We start from the raw sequence: 16,459 nt of genomic DNA on the forward strand, positions 1-16,459 counted from the left end.
GCGGGCCGAGGGCGGCTCCCAGCTTTTTCTCAGCGTGGTCCCAGGAGAGGAGGGGACGGATGGACCATGATTGGTCGCCATGACCGACACCGCGATCGCGCCGAGTCTGCCGAGCAGCCCGCCCGCCCGTCCGGGACGGGGCCTCCTGCGCTGGGAGAATCTGAGCGTGGCCCTGCTGCTGATCGGGACCGCGGTCGTCTATCTGTGGAATCTGGGTGTCAACGGCTGGGCCAACTCGTTCTACGCGGCCGCGGTGCAGTCGGGTGCGCATTCGTGGAAGGCGTTCTTCTTCGGCTCCTCGGACTGGGGCAATTCGATCACCGTCGACAAGACTCCGGCCTCGCTGTGGCCGATGGAGATCTCGGCGCGGCTGTTCGGTATGCATCCGTGGAGCATGATGCTGCCGCAGGTGCTGTTGGGTGTCGCCTCGGTGGCACTGTTGTGGGCGACGCTGCGCCGCACGCACGGCAGCGCCGCGGGCGTACTCGGCGGGCTGGCGCTGGCGGTGACTCCCGTTGCGGCGCTGATGTTCCGGTTCAACAACCCGGACGCGCTGCTGGTGTTCCTGATGATCGCCGCGGTGTGGGCGATGACTCGCGCGTTGGAGGACGGGCGCTGGCGGTGGTTGGTGCTGTGCGGGGTGCTGGTCGGATTCGGTTTCCTGGCAAAGCAATTGCAGGTGCTGCTGGTGCTGCCCGCGCTCGCGGTGACCTATCTGATCGCCGGTCCGCCGCGTGTGCTCACCCGTCTGTTGCAGCTGTGCGCGGCCGGGGTGGCGATGGTCGCGGGCGCGGGCTGGTGGGTGCTGGTCGCCCAGCTGTGGCCCGCCGCCTCGCGGCCGTACTTCGGTGGCTCCGAGCACAATTCGATCATCGAGCTGACCCTCGGCTACAACGGGCTCGGCCGGTTGGGTGTCGGGTCGTCGAGTCCGTTCCCCGGGCCGCCGGGCGGGCACCTGCCCAAGGGCGGTTTCTTCGGATCCTCGGCCGGGATCACCCGGATGTTCCAGGAGACCGTCGGCGGTCAGATCGGCTGGCTGATCCCGGCGGCGGTGGCGTTGCTCATCGCGGGAATTCTATTGCGCGGCAAGGCATCCCGGACCGATCCGCAGCGGGCGGCACTGCTGTTGTGGGGTGGCTGGATGCTGGTCACCGGACTGGTGTTCAGCTTCATGCAGGGCATCTTCCACCAGTACTACACCGTTGCCCTGGCACCCGCGGTCGCCGGGACCGCGGGGCTGGGTGCGGTGATGGTCTGGCGCGGGCGCGATCGGATGTGGGTGCGGTTCGCCGCGGCGCTGGCCGTCGCGCTGAGCACGGCCGCCGCCATTCTGCTGCTCTCGCGCACTCCCGACTTCGTGCCGTGGCTGCGCTGGGTGGTGCTGGTCGTCGGCATCCTGGCCACCGTGGCGCTGCTGGTTCCCCGGCCGCACGGCCTCGCGGTGCCGGCGGCGGTGGCCGCGGTGCTGACCGCGCTGGCCGGTCCGGTCGCCTTTTCGCTGCAGACGATCGGGACGCCGCATTCCGGCGGCATCGTGCTGGCCGGTCCGAAAACGCAGTTCGGTGACTTTCCGTTCGGCCCGCCGCCGACGCAGGACGAGCCGAAGGGCGGTAAGGCCACGCCGGGGCAGCCGAACGGCCACGGTACGCCCGCCGACGCGAATACCCCTGCGGGACAGAAGAACAAGGGGCATCAGGGGCCTCCGTTCGGCGGCCCGCCCGATCCGGCCCTGATCACGAAGTTGCGCGACGGCGGCCCGAACCACACCTGGACCGCGGCGTCGGTGGGATCGATGGCGTCCTCGGACCTGCAACTCGAAGCCGGCTATCCGGTGATGCCGATCGGCGGCTTCGCCGGCGGCGATCCGTCGCCGACGCTGCAGCAGTTCCAGGACTACGTCGCGCACGGCCGGATCCACTATTTCATCGGCCGCCCCGAACAGATGCGCGGTGGGCCCGGCTCGCGCGACCGGACCTCCGCGGCCTCGGAGATCACCCGGTGGGTGGAGCAGCACTACTCGGCGACGACGATCGGTGAACTGCCCGTCTACGACCTCACCGCACCGAAGAACGCTGCGCGATAACGAGACCGGAGGCCCCGCGCCTGCACCTACAGGCGCGGGTCGACCGGCTCGGATTCCAGGGCCAGGACTGCGAAGACGGCTTCGTGGACGCGCCACAGCGGCTCTCCCGTGACGAAACGGTCCAGCGACTCCAGCCCGAGGGCGTATTCGCGCAGGGCCATGGAGCGCTTGCGGCCGAGGCCACGCGAGCGCAGACGGCGCAGCTGGTCGGGGCGCAGGTACTCCGGGCCGTAGATGATGCGAAGGTATTCCGGCCCACGGCATTTCACACCCGGTTGCACGGGACGGCCACTGCGCGTGGCAGTTCCGTGCGTCAGCGCCTCGACCGGCTTGACCACCATGCCCTCGCCGCCGCTCGCGGTGAGTTCGGTCCACCACGCGGTCGCCTCGGCCTCGGCCCGCGGGTCGGACAGTTGCACGATCGTCCGGCGGGTCCGGGTGAACAGTTCGGTATCCGCGGCGGCGAGTGCATCCAGCTTGGCCAGATGCCATTCATGTTCGCGCACAGCGTAGTTCACGCCCTCGGCGGCCAGGATCTGGAACGGGGCGAGCCGCAGGCCGTGCATGCCCGACACCGGCCAGCAGTACCGGCCGTACGCGGCGGTGAACGCCTCGGCGTCCGCACGGCGCGCGGAGGTGCGGGCCGCGAGCTCGCCGACGTCCTGGCCGCGTGCGGCAGCGGCCGCGAGCAGTTCGTCGGCCGCGCCCAGCGAAGCCCGCGCCGCCGCACCGACGGCCGCGTACTGATCACGCAGCAGACCCATCGCCTTGGCCGACCACGGCATGAGTTCCGCGTCCAGGGCGAACCAGTCCGAGCCCAATTCCTCGAACAGGCCCGAACTTTCGGCCGCGGCGCGGATCCGGCTCAGCACTGCTTCGGTCAGCGCCGGATCGTCGAAGAAGGGTCGGCCGGTGCGGGTGTAGAGCGCGCCGGTGCTGCCGTCCTCGATGCCGAAGCGGTCCCGGGCGGTGTTCGCCGAGCGGGTCAGCACCGCGATGGCGCGCGAACCCATGTGCTTCTCCTGACACACCACGGCGGGGACGCCCTCGCTGCGGTAGTACGCGAACGCCTGCGCCGGATGTTCCAGCAGAGCGTCGGAATCGGCTGTGGCGCAAGGTGACATCGTCGGCGGCAGGTAGATCAGCCAACGCGGATCGACCGCGAATCGGCTCATCACCTCCAGCGCCGCGCTCGCGTTCTCCTCCTGAACGCTCACCCGGCCGAGTTGACGGGTCTCCACCACACGGCGGCCCAGGACGTCGTCCAGCTCCAGGACGCCCGGATCACGGTGCGTCGCACCGCCCGGCGCCGCGATGTCCTCCAGCGGGCGCGCCGGTTCACACCAGACCTGCTGTGCGGGAACCGATACCGGTTCACGCTCGGGATAGCGCAGCGCGGTGAGCCGTCCGCCGAACACCGCGCCGGTGTCCAGGCACAGGGTGTTGTTGACCCAGCGCAGTTCGGTGGTCGGAGTGTGCCCGTACAGGACCGTGGCGCGGCCGCGATAGTCCTCGGCCCACGGGTAGCGCACCGGCAGGCCGAATTCGTCGGTCTCCCCGGTGGTTTCGCCGTACATGGCGAACTGGCGCACCCGGCCCGAGGCCCGTCCGTGGTACTGCTGCTCGAGTCCGGCGTGCGCCACCACGAGATCGCCGCCGTCCAGGACGTAGTGTCCGATCAGGCCGCGACAGAAATCGTGTGCGGCCCTGCGGAATTCGTCGTCCTCCTGATCGAGCTGAGCCAGCGACTCGGCCAAACCGTGCGCGATGGTGACCTTGCGCCCGTCCAGCGCGCGGACCAGTTTGTACTCGTGGTTTCCGGTGACGCACAACGCATGCCCGGCCTCGACCATGCCCATGACCAGCCGCAGCACGCCCGGGGTGTCGGGGCCGCGATCGACCAGGTCGCCGACGAATACCACCGTGCGCCCGTCGGGGTGCCGGGCGTCCACCGGACGTCCGGACTCGTCCCGGCGCAGGGCGTAGCCCAATTCGCCCAGCAGCGTCTCCAATTCGGCGCGGCAGCCGTGGACGTCGCCGATCACGTCGAACGGGCCGGTCAGCTCGCGGCGGTCGTTCCAGAGCTTCTCGTCGACCACGGTCGCCGCATCGATCTCCTCGACGCCGCGCAGCACGAACACCCGGCGGAAACCCTCGCGTTCCAGACTTCGCAGGCTGCGGCGCAGGTCGCGCTGCTGCCGGGTCACCACGTGCGCGCCGAGGTGCGCGCGTTCGGTGCGTCGGGCATTGCGATCCAGGCAGACCCGCTCCGGGACGTCCAGCACGATCGCGACCGGGAGAACATCGTGTTCGCGGGCCAGCCGGATCAGCTCCGCCCGCCCGTGCTGCTGCACATTGGTCGCATCGACCACGGTCCGCAGACCGCGCCGCAGCCGCACGGCGGCGATGTGGTGCAGGAGTGCGAAGGCGTCGTCGGTAGCCGACTGATCGTTCTCGTCGTCGCTGACGATGCCGCGGCAGGCGTCGGAGGAGACGATCGCGGTGCGCGGGAAATGCTTGTGCGCGAAGGTGGATTTACCCGAGCCGGTGCAGCCGACCAGTGCCACCAGGGACAGTTCGGGGACGGACAGTTCGACCATCACGCCGCTCCCTTCCCGGCCGCCCGCGCCGGTTTGTCGAAGACCGCCAGCTGGGTCGGGGATCCGTACGCCGGATCCCGTGGGCCGACCGGCTCGAAACGCACCAGGTACCCGTACTTTTCGGCGACTCGACCCGCCCACGCCTCGAATTCCGCACGGCTCCACTCGAACCGGTGGTCCGGATGCCGGAACGATCCGGCGGGCAGCGTCTCGAACAGTGCGTTGTATTCCCCGTTCGGTGTCGTCACGATCACCGATCCCGGTGCGGCGGAACCGAATACCGCCTGTTCCAGGGCGCCCAGCCGCGGCGGATCGACATGTTCGATCACCTCCATGAGCACCGCCGCGTCGAATCCGCGCAGTGCGGCGTCACCGTAGGTCAGCGCCCCCTGTCGCAATGTGATCCGGTCGGCAACCCGCTGCGGGGCACGATCCAGCCGCAACCTGCGCTGCGCGATCCGCAACGCGCGCATCGACACATCGACTCCCACGATCTCGGCGAACGTCTTGTCCGCCAGCAACTCCCGCAACAGGGCGCCCTCACCGCAGCCCAGATCGAGCACTCGGCGAGCGCCCACGTCGTGCAGCGCACCCAGTACGGCAGCACGTCGCGCGACCGCCAGCGACGGTCGTGCAGCTTCCTGTGTGGTTCCTTCGGCCGGAACATCCGAGCCCGGGGTCTGCATCGAATCACTCGCGGCGTTGTCAGCGAGGTCGGAGCTGTCGACGCCCGTGCCGGGCGCATCGTCGATCTCTACGGCGATGCTGTTGCTCTGTGCACGGTCGTCGATCGAGTCGGTGGCCGCGGTGGACGACGTCCGGCCGTTCCGTGCCGACGCTGTCGATTCGTGCGCCGGGAAGGCCCTCGTCTCGGGCACGACTATGCTCCGCTTCGCAAGCTCGCTGGAAGTCGGTGTCTCCGAACCGTATTCGTCCGTACCGGGCTCGTCGACCGCATCGAGGGACTCCGGGTCGGTGTCATCGATCTCGGCCAGGCGGGCCAGAGCGGTGCGCACCAGGGAGTGCCTGCGCGCGAGGTAGCGGCGGGTGATCCAGCTGCGTTCGGGGTGAGCGGGGAGCCAGCCGGAGCCCGCGCGCAGCAGTTTGTCGATCTCGTCGGCGGCGAGCCAGTAGTGCTTGCTGCCGTCCAGGACCGGCAGCAGCACGTACAGGTGGGACAGAGCGTCGGCGAGACGTATCGCTCCGGTCAATTCCAGTTGTACGTAACGGGATTCGCCCCATTCGGGAAATGCCGGATCGAGCGGGATCGGGGTGGCGCGAACCTGCCAGCCCAGCGGTGCGAACATCCGCTCGGCCGTGTCCGGGCCGCCCTTGCAGGCCACCGCGGGCAGTTCGATCCGCAGCGGCAGCGCGCCGGCCGCGAGCTCGGGGCGCTGACCGCACTTGCCGTGCAGGGCGCTCTCGAACACCGTCGAGATCGCGACCGACAGCAGTGAGGAAGCCGCGTAGGGCCGATCGTTGACGTACTGGCCGAGGCTGAATTCCGGTGTGCCACGGGTCTTTCCGCGCACCAGCCGGACAGGGTCGATCTCCAGCAGCAGCGCCGCGGTACACCGCTGCTCGGTCGCCTCGGGATACAGGACGTGCGCCGAACCGTAGGACTGCTCGAACACCTGCACCCGCGCCGGGTTCTTGTGCAGCAGAAAGCCCAGGTCGGTGGCGGCCCAGTCGGCGCCTTCGGCTCGGGTACACGTAATGCTCAGCAACACTCTGCGATCTTCACCCGCACACATCGATCGCGGCAACCCAATTCCGGACACCGCCGCGCCGAGTTCACCTCGCGCGATACGGCCACTTCCAGTCCGCGACCGCGGGAATGTCCACCCCGTGCTCGCGGGTCCACGCGCGGGCCGCCAACCGGGCGTCCACCATCTCCTGCCGCAGTCCGGCGGCGCGCTCACGCAGGCCCGGCACCCGGTCCACGACGTCCATGACCAGGTGGAAGCGGTCCAGGTCGTTGAGCATGACCATGTCGAAAGGCGTTGTCGTGGTGCCCTTCTCCTTGTACCCGCGGACATGCAGACCGCTGTGGTTGGTGCGGCGGTAGGCGAGCCGGTGGATCAGCCACGGATAGCCGTGGAAGGCGAAGATCACCGGCCGGTCGGCGGTGAACAGGGTGTCGAACTCGCTGTCGGACAGGCCGTGCGGATGTTCCTCCCGGGGCACCAGGCGCATCAGGTCGACCACATTCACCACCCGGATCCGCAACTGCGGCAGTCGTTCTCGCAGGATCGCCGCGGCGGCCAGGGTCTCCAGCGTCGGCACGTCACCGGCGCAGGCCAGAACCACATCGGGACTGGTTCCGGTCTCGTCGTTGTGCCCGGCCCAGTCCCAGATGCCGATACCGCGGGTGCAGTGCGTGATGGCCTCGGACACCGAAAGCCAGTCCGCCTGAGGCTGTTTCCCCGCGACGACCACGTTCACATAATGACGCGAACGCAGACAGTGGTCGTAGGTGGACAGCAGGGTGTTGGCATCCGGCGGCAGATACACCCGCACGATCGAGGGGCTCTTGTTCAGCACGACGTCCAGGAATCCCGGATCCTGATGGGTGAATCCGTTGTGATCCTGCCGCCACACATGTGAGGACAGCAGGTAGTTCAGGCTCGCGATGGGCAGTCGCCACGGGACCGCGGCGCTGGCGTCCAGCCATTTGGCGTGCTGGTTGAACATCGCGTCGACGATGTGGATGAACGCCTCGTAGCAGGTGAACACCCCGTGCCTGCCGGTGAGCAGATAGCCCTCCAGCAAGCCCTGGCACATGTGCTCGGACAGCACCTCCACGACCCGGCCGGTGCGATCGAGTTTCACGTCGTACTCGCCGATCTCGGCCTGCCAATTGCGGCCGGTCACGGTGAGGATGTCCTGTAATCGGTTGCTGGCCAGTTCATCCGGGGCGAAGGTGAGGAAGTTGTCCGGATTGGCCGCGGTGACATCGCGCAGCCAGGCGCCCAGCACCCGGGTGGCCTCGTGCGCGGTCGCGCCCGGTGCGGGCACCTCGACGCCGTAGTCCCGCCAATCCGGCAGCCGCAGATCCCGCACGAGCGCGCCGCCGTTGCTCACCGGATTGGCGCTCATCCGCCGATCCCCGAGCGGCACCAGCGCCCGCAGCCGGGGCGTCGGCGCGCCCGTGTCGTCGAACAACTCCTGCGGTCGGTAGGACCGCAGCCACTGTTCGAGCACCGCCCGATGCCCCGCGTCCGTGCGGGCCGCGGGCAGCGGCACCTGATGCGCCCGGAAGGTGCCCTCGACCCGCTCGCCGTCGACCACCGGGGGACAGGTCCAGCCCTTGGGTGTGCGCAGCACGATCATCGGCCAGATCGGACGCTCGTCCACGTCGTCCTCGCGGGCGGCGCGCTGGATCTCGGCGATGCGGTCCAGGCAGCTGTCCACGGCGGTGGCGGTGGCCTGGTGCACCGCGGCCGGATCGTCGCCCGCGACGATGATCGGCTCGTAGCCGTATCCGCGCAGCAGCGCGACCAGCTCGGCCTCCGGAATACGGGCCAGCACAGTGGGATTGGCGATCTTGTACTCGTTCAGCGCCAGGATCGGCAGCACCGCGCCGTCCCGGGCGGCATTGAGGAATTTGTTCGCGTGCCAGCTACCCGCCAGCGGACCCGTCTCGGCCTCGCCGTCGCCGATGACGCAGAACACCGTCAGTTCCGGATGATCCAGTGCCGCGCCGAACGCGTGCAGCAGCGAATAGCCGAGTTCGCCGCCCTCGTGGAACGAACCGGGCGTCTCGGGGGCGCAGTGGCTCGGCACGCCGCCCGGATAGGAGAACTGCGCGAACAGTTCGCGCATCCCGTCGGCGTCGCGGGCGATATGGCTGTACAGCTCCGAATAGGTTCCTTCGAGCCAGCCGCAGGCGTTCGGGCCCGGCCCGCCGTGGCCCGGTCCGGCCACGAACACCGCGTCCAGATCGCGGGACAGAATCGCCCGATTGGCATGTGCCCAGATCAGATTCAATCCCGGGACGGTGCCGAAATGCCCGAGCAGGCGCGGTTTGATGTGCGCGGGTTCGAGCGGTGTGCGCAGCAGCGGGTTGTCCATCAGATAGATCTGGCCGACCGCCAGATAGTTCGCCGCGCGCCACCACGCATCCAGATCCGTGAGTTCCTCGCGGTTCAGCGGACCGGGTGCGTCGGAGAGCAGATAGGGCTGCGGGGCGATGGTCTCGCCGTCGTGGCCGCCGACATTGTCGGCCGAGGTGTCCTCGGAGATGGTTGCCTGATCGGTCATTGCGCAGAATCCCCTCTCGAACGAAAGGTTGTGCTGGGCTCGGGATGACGCGAGACGTAACCGCTTCGGATTCGGCTCTCACGCTACCGGGCGCAGTGCGCGACAGCACGGTGGATTAGGGTGCGGCGCATGCACACACTGGCCAGAATTCTCGGTGCGACGGCGGTCACGGCGGCTGCGGTCGCGCTCACCGCGTGCAGTAGCAGCAGCACCTCGTCGTCCTCGGCGAGCTCGACCAGCGCCGCGGCCTCGACGGCCCCGCAGGCGCAGTCCGCCGCACCGGCGAGCCACGGGCGTGAATGCACCGCCGACGACGTCAAGACCGCTGGCGGTTTCGGTCAGGCTCCGACGATCACCATTCCCGACGACTGCGATCCGCCCACCCACCTGGTGACCAAGGATCTGATCACCGGAACCGGACCGGCCGCGAAGACGGGCGATCAGGTGAGCATGAACTACACCCTGGTCACCTGGTCGGACAAGAAGAAGCTGGACAGCTCCTTCGATCGGCACGAGCCCTTCCCGCTGCAACTCGGCGCAGGTCAGGTCATCCCCGGCTGGGATCAGGGCCTGGTCGGCATCCAACAGGGCGGCCGCCGCCTGCTGATCATCCCGCCCAACCTCGGCTACGGCGAGGGCGGCAACGGCATCAAGCCCAACGAAACCCTGGTCTTCGTCACCGACGCGGTCAAAGTCGGGTAGCTGACCGGTCCGCCTCCCCGCGATTTCAGCGTGCCGTCGGGCGCAACGAGACTTTCGTGTCGGGCCGACGGTTGGTAGGGCGCTCGGGCTTCGGGCGTACCCCGGGAGTACCCATGTCCATCCGAGATCAGTTGTTCGGTTGGCATCCTGGCCGGTTTCTGCACGGGGACCGGGGTCGACTAGGCTGTTCGGGATGCGTCCGGGGGGACGAAGACTTGAACTTCATCCAGTGAACAACGAACAAGGAGCATGTCCGTGAAGAGCACCGTCGAGCAGCTGAGCCCGACCCGGGTCCGCATCAACGTCGAGGTGCCCTTCGAGGAGCTGAAGCCGGACTTCGATCGGGCCTACAAGGCGTTGGCCGGTCAGGTGCGTATTCCGGGTTTCCGTCCGGGTAAGGCCCCGGCCAAGCTGCTCGAGGCCCGGCTGGGGCGCGGAGCGGTCCTCGAACAGGTCGTCAACGATGCGCTTCCGGCCCGCTACAGCGAGGCCGTGACGGCGGGCGAGGTCAAGGTCATCGGCCGCCCGGAGATCGAGATCACCAAGATCGAGGACGGCCAGGAGCTGGCCTTCACCGCCGAGGTGGACGTCCGCCCGGAGATCACCCTGCCCGACTTCTCCAGCATCGCGGTCACTGTCGACCCGATCGCGATCGAGGACGCGGACATCGAGGAGCAGCTGCAGTCGCTGCGTCAGCGTTTCGGCACCCTGACCACCGCCGAGCGCGCGGTGCAGGACGGCGACTTCGTCTCCATCGACCTGTCGGCCACCGTCGACGGCGAAGAGGTCCCCGAGGCCTCCACCACCGGCCTGTCGCACGAGGTCGGCTCGGGTCAGCTGATCGAGGGGCTGGACGAGACCCTGGCCGGTATGAACGCCGAGGAGTCCAAGGAGTTCACCTCCACCCTGGTCGCCGGTGAGCACGCCGGTAAGGAAGCGGTCATCACCGTCAAGGTGAACTCGGTCAAGGAGCGCGAGCTGCCCGAGGCCGATGACGAATTCGCCCAGCTGGCCAGCGAATTCGACACCATCGACGAGCTGAAGGACGACCTGCGCACCCGCGTCGAGCGGGTCAAGAAGGTCGAGCAGGCCGGCGTCATCCGCGACAAGGTGCTCGAGAGCCTGCTCGAGCAGACCGAGGTGCCGCTGCCCGAGGGCGCGGTGCAGGCCGAGATCGATGCGGTCCTGCACGACGCGGTGCACGGCTTCGATCACGACGAGGCCAAGTTCGCCGAGGCGCTCGAGGCGCAGGGCTCCTCCCGCGAGGAGTTCGACAAGGACACCAAGGAGTCCGCGGAGAAGTCGGTCAAGACCCAGCTGCTGCTGGACGCGGTCGCCGACGCCGAGGACACCCAGGTCGGCCAGGACGAGCTGACCGAGCGGATCCTGTTCCAGGCGCAGCGCTACGGCCTGTCGCCGGAGCAGTTCATCCAGCAGGTGCAGCAGGCCGGTCAGCTCGGCGCGATCTTCGCCGACGTGCGCCGCGGCAAGGCCCTGGCCGGTGTGGTCGGGCAGACCACGGTCACCGACACCGCGGGTAACACCGTCGACACCGACGAAATGTTCGGTGGCCCTGCCGATTCCGAGGACGAGGGGCAGGACGAGCAGGCCGCGGAGACGGCCGCCGCGACCGCCGAGTGAGCAGGGAAATTCGCAGCGAAGTTGCGCTGTAAGCGATAACAGGGCGGTACCGGGAGTTCGGTGCCGCCCTGCTTCGTTAGGGTTTGTGTCAGCGAATCAGATTTGCGGTCGATCCGACGGGCGGTCCGGTGGTTCAGGACCAGGCGCCCCCGGGAGATCGCAGGTTGGATAGAGACTGCGTGCTTGCAAGCAGCGAGCCGGTGAGAGAGGGCAGGTATCCGTTAATGACATCCCCAACTTCTGGGCTCAACCTGAGTGATTCGGTCTACGAGCGCCTCCTGCGGGAACGAATCATCTTCCTGGGCACCGACGTCAACGACGACATCGCCAACAAGTTGTGCGCCCAGATGCTGCTGCTGTCGGCCGAGGATCCGACGCGCGACATCTCGCTGTACATCAACTCGCCCGGTGGTTCGGTTTCGGCCGGTATGGCCATCTACGACACCATGCAGTTCGTGGATTGCGATGTCATGACCATCGGCATGGGCCTGGCGGCCTCGATGGGCCAGTTCCTGCTGACCGCCGGTGCGAAGGGTAAGCGACTGGCCCTGCCGCACGCCCGGATCATGATGCACCAGCCGTCGGCCGGTATCGGCGGCACCGCGGCGGACATCGCCATCCAGGCCGATCTGTACGCGAAGAACAAAGAGGAGATGAACCGTCTGCAGGCCGAGCACACCGGCAAGACGGTCGAGCAGATCGAGGCCGACGCCGATCGCGACCGCTGGTTCACCGCCGCGGAGGCCCTGGATTACGGCTTCATCGATCGTGTTATCAGCCGCGAGGCCCAGGCCAATAACGGCCAGAGCGAATAAGCACACCCCACAAGGACTTTGGAGACGAAGATGGCCAATCTTTTCGACCCGCGTGCGGGCCTCGGCGGCAAGGCGTCACAGGGCGCGCAGTCGCGCTACATCCTGCCGTCGTTCGTGGAGCACTCGAGCTTCGGCGTCAAGGAGTCGAATCCGTACAACAAGCTGTTCGAGGAGCGCATCATCTTCCTCGGCATGCCGATCGACGACACCGTCGCGAATGATGTCATGGCGCAGCTGCTGGTGCTCGAGTCGTTGGACCCCGATCGCGACATCACCATGTACATCAACTCGCCCGGCGGTGATGTGACCGCGCTGATGGCCATCTACGACACGATGCAGTACGTGCGCGCCGACGTGGCCACGGTCTGCCTCGGCGAGGCGGCCTCGGCGGCGGCGGTGCTGCTCGCGGCCGGGACCCCGGGCAAGCGTGCGGCCCTGCCCAACGCCCGCGTGCTGATCCACCAGCCCCGCACCGGCGGTATCCAGGGCCAGGTCTCGGACCTGCAGATCGCGGCGGCGGAGATCGAACGGATCCGGTCCCAGATGGAGGCCATCCTGGCCCGCCACACGGGTAAGTCGGCGGAGGAGGTTCGCAAGGACACCGACCGCGACAAGATCCTCACCGCGGAGGAGGCCAAGGAGTACGGGATCGTCGATCAGGTCTTCGACTACCGCAAGCTGAGCGCCCAGAAGAAATGAGTGGTCGGGCGGCGGCGTCCCGGTGGCCGTAGTCTATGGGCACTGGGACGCGCCGACCATGACCTCGAGTCCGGTCGAACCGGACACGGCGTCGTGAGAAACACGCCAAGTTGTCGCCCCGTATCGGGCTCAGCAGGTACGGTCATTCCAGGGACCTTTGCTCGTGGTTGTCGGCAAGGACCGCACAAACTCATCATGTCGGGGCCGGGGGAGTATGAGCCGGTGGCCGACACCGCACAGGGTGTTGCGGGTAGCGTTGTTTGAAGGCGGCTTGTCGGCGACCGGAACAGACGGTTGCACGCGGACAAGGAAGTAGGGACCCACGAGATGGCGCGCATCGGTGATGGCGGCGACTTGCTCAAATGCTCGTTCTGCGGAAAGAGTCAGAAGCAGGTCAAGAAGCTCATTGCGGGACCGGGGGTGTACATCTGTGACGAGTGCATCGACCTGTGCAACGAGATCATCGAGGAGGAACTCGCTGAATCGAGCGAGGTCAAACTCGACGAACTGCCCAAACCTGCCGAGATCCGGGACTTCCTCGAGAACTACGTGATCGGCCAGGACACCGCCAAGCGCACCCTGGCGGTCGCGGTCTACAACCACTACAAGCGCATCCAAGCCGGCGACAAGAGTCGCGACGGCCGCGGTGAGCCGGTCGAGCTGACCAAGTCGAACATCCTCATGCTGGGTCCGACCGGCTGCGGTAAGACCTATCTGGCCCAGACGCTGGCCAAGATGCTGAACGTGCCGTTCGCCATCGCCGACGCCACGGCGCTGACCGAGGCCGGTTACGTCGGCGAGGATGTGGAGAACATCCTGCTCAAGCTGATCCAGGCCGCCGATTACGACGTCAAGCGCGCCGAGACCGGCATCATCTACATCGACGAGGTCGACAAGATCGCCCGCAAGTCCGAGAACCCGTCGATCACCCGCGACGTCTCCGGTGAGGGTGTGCAGCAGGCGCTGCTGAAGATCCTGGAGGGCACCCAGGCCAGCGTGCCGCCGCAGGGCGGGCGCAAGCATCCGCATCAGGAGTTCATCCAGATCGACACCACGAACGTGCTGTTCATCGTGGCCGGTGCGTTCGCGGGCCTGGAGAAGATCGTGCAGGACCGGGTCGGCAAGCGCGGCATCGGATTCGGCGCGGAGGTTCGTTCGAAGGCCGAGATCGACACCACCGATCACTTCGCCGACGTGATGCCTGAGGATCTGATCAAGTTCGGTCTGATCCCGGAGTTCATCGGCCGTCTGCCCGTCGTGGCCTCGGTGACGAACCTGGACAAGGATTCGCTGGTGAAGATCCTGTCCGAGCCGAAGAACGCACTGGTCAAGCAGTACGTGCGGCTGTTCGACATGGACGGCGTCGACCTGGAGTTCACCCAGGACGCGCTCGAGGCCATCGCCGATCAGGCAATTCTGCGCGGCACCGGCGCTCGTGGTCTGCGCGCCATCATGGAAGAAGTGCTGCTGCCGGTGATGTACGACATCCCCAGCCGCGACGACGTCGCCAAGGTGGTCGTGAACGCCGACACCGTCAACGACAACGTGCTGCCGACCATCGTCCCGCGCAAGCAGTCCCAGCGCACCGAGCGTCGCGAGAAGTCGGCCTGAGTTTTCCGCCTACACGTCCGAACGGGCCCCGGGAGAGCGAATCTCCCGGGGCCCGTTGTCGTTTCGGCGCACTGTCGCCGAGCCGGCGTGCCCCGAGCGGTAACGGGGATCAGTTCGGCCAGGACGGGTTGCGGCCCAGGTAGGCGAGGATGCGGTCGAGCGGGTCGGCCTCCGACGCGACGGTCAGCTCCGGGGCGAAGGCCGACTGTGCGGTGGTGCGGGCCTCGCCGGTGGGCACCATGAGGGTGATCTCGAGTGCGGGTTCGACGAAATCGTCGGCGAGCCGATAGGGCAGGTCCAGGGCGCGGGCGATATCCCAGCCGTGCACGACGTAGTCGATGAAGTGGGCGCGCAGGGCCATACTGCCGGGCGCCTGGACGCCGGGTCCGAATTCGGGGAGATCGAACAGCCGATCCAGGATGTCGGGTCGGTCGTAGGCGGCGGTGACCTCCGCGGCGGCGTCGGCGTAGTCGCGCACCGGATCGTCGGCGAGCGGTTGCACCTTCCAGACGTCGAGGTCCGCACCGTTGCCGCGTGCGGCGGCGGCGAAGCCGCGGTGCTGAACGGTCATGTGTGCCAGTAGATCCGCCACGGTCCAGGCGGCACAGGGGGTGGGGTGTTCGAGGTGGTCGGGGGTCAGATGCCCGACGATCTCGACGGAGTAGTCGACGGCGCGGCGATTCAGATCGCGGATATCGGGAGTGGTCATGGTCCAGATAGTAAGCGCATGCGTATCGTATGTCCATGCTTACTAATTGAGAGCACGTAAAGTCTGCTGACATGACCGAGTTCGACGGCGGCGCTTCGCAGGGCTCTGCGCGGTCACCCGAGCCGCCGACATCCGATGTGCCGCGCAGCGGGCGCCCCGATCTGGCGGCGATGATCGCACCGCTGGCGCGCACGCTGATGGCGGCGGAACTGCCCGTACTCGACAAGCACGGGCTGACGATGTGGGCGTATGCCGTATTACTCGGGCTCGATCGCGGACCCGCCCGTGGGCAGGGCGTGCTGGCTCAGGAGATCGGCGCCGACAAGACGCGGATCATCCCGGTCCTGGACGACCTGCAGCAGCGCGGCCTGATCGAGCGTCGGCCGGATCCGGCGGACCGGCGGGCACGGGTTCTGGCGTTGACCGCGCACGGGCGAGCGGTGCGCGATGCCGCGCAGGCCGATATCCAGGCCCAGGAAGAAAAATTGTTGAACAGACTCAGCGCCGCCGACCGGCGGGGTCTGCTGAATTCCCTGATCGTCCTCTCGACTGTGTCGCGCGAAGAGATCGTCGGGCAGGACGACGGTCCCACGCCCCCTTGAGTTAACGGCGAGTGCGTTGTGGCGCACCCGCCACGGACCGGTGACGATCGGAATGCCCGCTCGTGCCCGTTGCCGGAGATCGTCGTCGACCTCCCTGGTTCGCCGTTGAACCTTCGTCCGTTATTGAGGAAATCGTCGGCGGTGGCGGCCTCGTTACCGGCCGATCCGCTCATCTGTTACGACGGCCCGGCAGCCGGAAAGTCATCGGCGCCGGATCGCGGAGTTGGGCGCGTTCGCGGGGTGCGGCCAGCGCCGCGACCAGGCCGAGCAACGGTGGCAGGATCGCGGCGAAGATTTCGAGAACGTAGTTGCCCGTGGACATTCCGTCCGGGCGGTGGGTGAGATGGTAGATCGCGTGCGGCACCCCGAACACCACCCAGCCGCCACCGGCCACCCGCGCCAGCAGGCTGTCGCCGTAGAACAGCGCGGCGGCGGTCATCGCGCCGACTGCCAGGAAGAATGCGCCCGTGTCCGCGACGAGGTGGTGGTTGTACGGGCCGTCCATCGCGACCCAGTTCAGGCCGAGGCCCGGCATACTCCGATAGAACGGCCCGGGTGCCAGGACACCCCAGAGTCCGACCAGGATGCCCACGATCGCCAGGATCCACAAGCTGATTCGGGTGATCAGCCAGCGTCGCCGGTTGACGTCCAGTCGCATTCGCACCCGCAGGTTGTCCCCTGCACGCTCGACCGAGATCCGCATCCGATCCTCCCGCCTCGCCGCACTCGCGTTG

12 protein-coding genes are annotated in these 16,459 nt (G+C 67.7%); 7 read left to right on the forward strand and 5 right to left on the reverse strand.

Going from position 1 to position 16,459, the window contains the following annotated elements:
* Positions 1–79: 79 nt before the first annotated feature.
* Positions 80–2,083, forward strand: a complete 2,004-nt coding sequence (locus tag ON40_RS08150; protein ID WP_040820238.1) for a glycosyltransferase family 39 protein — start codon at positions 80–82, stop codon at positions 2,081–2,083.
* A gap of 26 nt (positions 2,084–2,109) precedes the next feature.
* Here the strand turns inward: ON40_RS08150 and ON40_RS08155 are convergent, their stop codons facing one another.
* The 3 genes from ON40_RS08155 to ON40_RS08165 form a co-directional block, all read right to left on the reverse strand.
* Positions 2,110–4,683: a polynucleotide kinase-phosphatase gene (locus ON40_RS08155; protein WP_040820365.1), complete on the reverse strand. Its 2,574-nt coding sequence runs from the start codon at positions 4,681–4,683 to the stop codon at positions 2,110–2,112.
* Positions 4,683–6,413, reverse strand: a complete 1,731-nt coding sequence (locus tag ON40_RS08160) for a 3' terminal RNA ribose 2'-O-methyltransferase Hen1 (RefSeq protein WP_040820241.1) — start codon at positions 6,411–6,413, stop codon at positions 4,683–4,685. Before ON40_RS08160 ends, ON40_RS08155 begins: the two co-directional genes overlap by 1 nt.
* Positions 6,414–6,477: 64 nt before the next feature.
* A complete protein-coding gene (locus ON40_RS08165) occupies positions 6,478–8,946 on the reverse strand; it encodes a phosphoketolase family protein (protein WP_040820243.1) in 2,469 nt (822 codons plus the stop codon).
* 129 nt (positions 8,947–9,075) lie between these two features.
* Between ON40_RS08165 and ON40_RS08170 the strand changes: the two genes are divergently transcribed.
* The 5 genes from ON40_RS08170 to clpX all read left to right on the forward strand — a co-directional run bounded on the left by ON40_RS08170 (position 9,076) and on the right by clpX (position 14,414).
* Complete coding sequence (locus ON40_RS08170; protein ID WP_040820245.1) at positions 9,076–9,648, forward strand: FKBP-type peptidyl-prolyl cis-trans isomerase; 573 nt, start codon at positions 9,076–9,078, stop codon at positions 9,646–9,648.
* A 255-nt stretch (positions 9,649–9,903) separates the two neighbouring features.
* The gene (tig, locus tag ON40_RS08175; RefSeq protein WP_040820366.1) at positions 9,904–11,289 is read left to right on the forward strand and encodes a trigger factor; all 1,386 of its coding nucleotides are present in this window, start codon (positions 9,904–9,906) and stop codon (positions 11,287–11,289) included.
* A gap of 224 nt (positions 11,290–11,513) precedes the next feature.
* Positions 11,514–12,104, forward strand: a complete 591-nt coding sequence (locus ON40_RS08180) for an ATP-dependent Clp protease proteolytic subunit (RefSeq protein ID WP_040820248.1) — start codon at positions 11,514–11,516, stop codon at positions 12,102–12,104.
* A 30-nt stretch (positions 12,105–12,134) separates the two neighbouring features.
* Entirely contained in the window at positions 12,135–12,803 is a 669-nt protein-coding gene (locus ON40_RS08185) for an ATP-dependent Clp protease proteolytic subunit (protein ID WP_040820250.1), read from the forward strand.
* A 327-nt stretch (positions 12,804–13,130) separates the two neighbouring features.
* Positions 13,131–14,414, forward strand: a complete 1,284-nt coding sequence (gene clpX, locus ON40_RS08190; protein ID WP_040820252.1) for an ATP-dependent Clp protease ATP-binding subunit ClpX — start codon at positions 13,131–13,133, stop codon at positions 14,412–14,414.
* A 109-nt stretch (positions 14,415–14,523) separates the two neighbouring features.
* Here clpX and ON40_RS08195 read toward each other — a convergent pair whose 3' ends face one another.
* Positions 14,524–15,123 (reverse strand): TIGR03086 family metal-binding protein, encoded by a 600-nt coding sequence (locus ON40_RS08195; protein WP_040820255.1) that lies wholly within the window; start codon positions 15,121–15,123, stop codon positions 14,524–14,526.
* A 170-nt stretch (positions 15,124–15,293) separates the two neighbouring features.
* Here ON40_RS08195 and ON40_RS08200 point away from each other — a divergent pair, with 170 nt between their 5' ends.
* Positions 15,294–15,725, forward strand: a complete 432-nt coding sequence (locus tag ON40_RS08200; RefSeq protein ID WP_051192840.1) for a MarR family winged helix-turn-helix transcriptional regulator — start codon at positions 15,294–15,296, stop codon at positions 15,723–15,725.
* Between the two features lie 169 nt (positions 15,726–15,894).
* On the opposite strand, the gene ON40_RS08205 is transcribed toward ON40_RS08200, so the two are convergent.
* On the reverse strand, positions 15,895–16,428 hold the full coding sequence (locus ON40_RS08205) for a hypothetical protein (protein WP_051192832.1): 534 nt from the start codon (positions 16,426–16,428) through the stop codon (positions 15,895–15,897).
* Between the last annotated feature and the right edge of the window lie 31 nt (positions 16,429–16,459).

This window comes from Nocardia jiangxiensis NBRC 101359 (assembly GCF_000308615.1).
Classification (GTDB): Bacteria; Actinomycetota; Actinomycetes; order Mycobacteriales; family Mycobacteriaceae; genus Nocardia; species Nocardia jiangxiensis.

What these genes read in the sequence shown, in the direction of transcription:
- ON40_RS08150 (WP_040820238.1), top strand. Translation starts at nt 80, where the DNA reads ATGACCGACACCGCGATCGCGCCGAGTCTGCCGAGCAGCCCGCCCGCC.
- ON40_RS08155 (WP_040820365.1), bottom strand. Translation starts at nt 4,683, where the DNA reads ATGGTCGAACTGTCCGTCCCCGAACTGTCCCTGGTGGCACTGGTCGGC.
- ON40_RS08165 (WP_040820243.1), bottom strand. Translation starts at nt 8,946, where the DNA reads ATGACCGATCAGGCAACCATCTCCGAGGACACCTCGGCCGACAATGTC.
- ON40_RS08170 (WP_040820245.1), top strand. Translation starts at nt 9,076, where the DNA reads ATGCACACACTGGCCAGAATTCTCGGTGCGACGGCGGTCACGGCGGCT.
- ON40_RS08180 (WP_040820248.1), top strand. Translation starts at nt 11,514, where the DNA reads ATGACATCCCCAACTTCTGGGCTCAACCTGAGTGATTCGGTCTACGAG.
- ON40_RS08185 (WP_040820250.1), top strand. Translation starts at nt 12,135, where the DNA reads ATGGCCAATCTTTTCGACCCGCGTGCGGGCCTCGGCGGCAAGGCGTCA.
- clpX (WP_040820252.1), top strand. Translation starts at nt 13,131, where the DNA reads ATGGCGCGCATCGGTGATGGCGGCGACTTGCTCAAATGCTCGTTCTGC.
- ON40_RS08195 (WP_040820255.1), bottom strand. Translation starts at nt 15,123, where the DNA reads ATGACCACTCCCGATATCCGCGATCTGAATCGCCGCGCCGTCGACTAC.
- ON40_RS08200 (WP_051192840.1), top strand. Translation starts at nt 15,294, where the DNA reads ATGATCGCACCGCTGGCGCGCACGCTGATGGCGGCGGAACTGCCCGTA.
- ON40_RS08205 (WP_051192832.1), bottom strand. Translation starts at nt 16,428, where the DNA reads ATGCGGATCTCGGTCGAGCGTGCAGGGGACAACCTGCGGGTGCGAATG.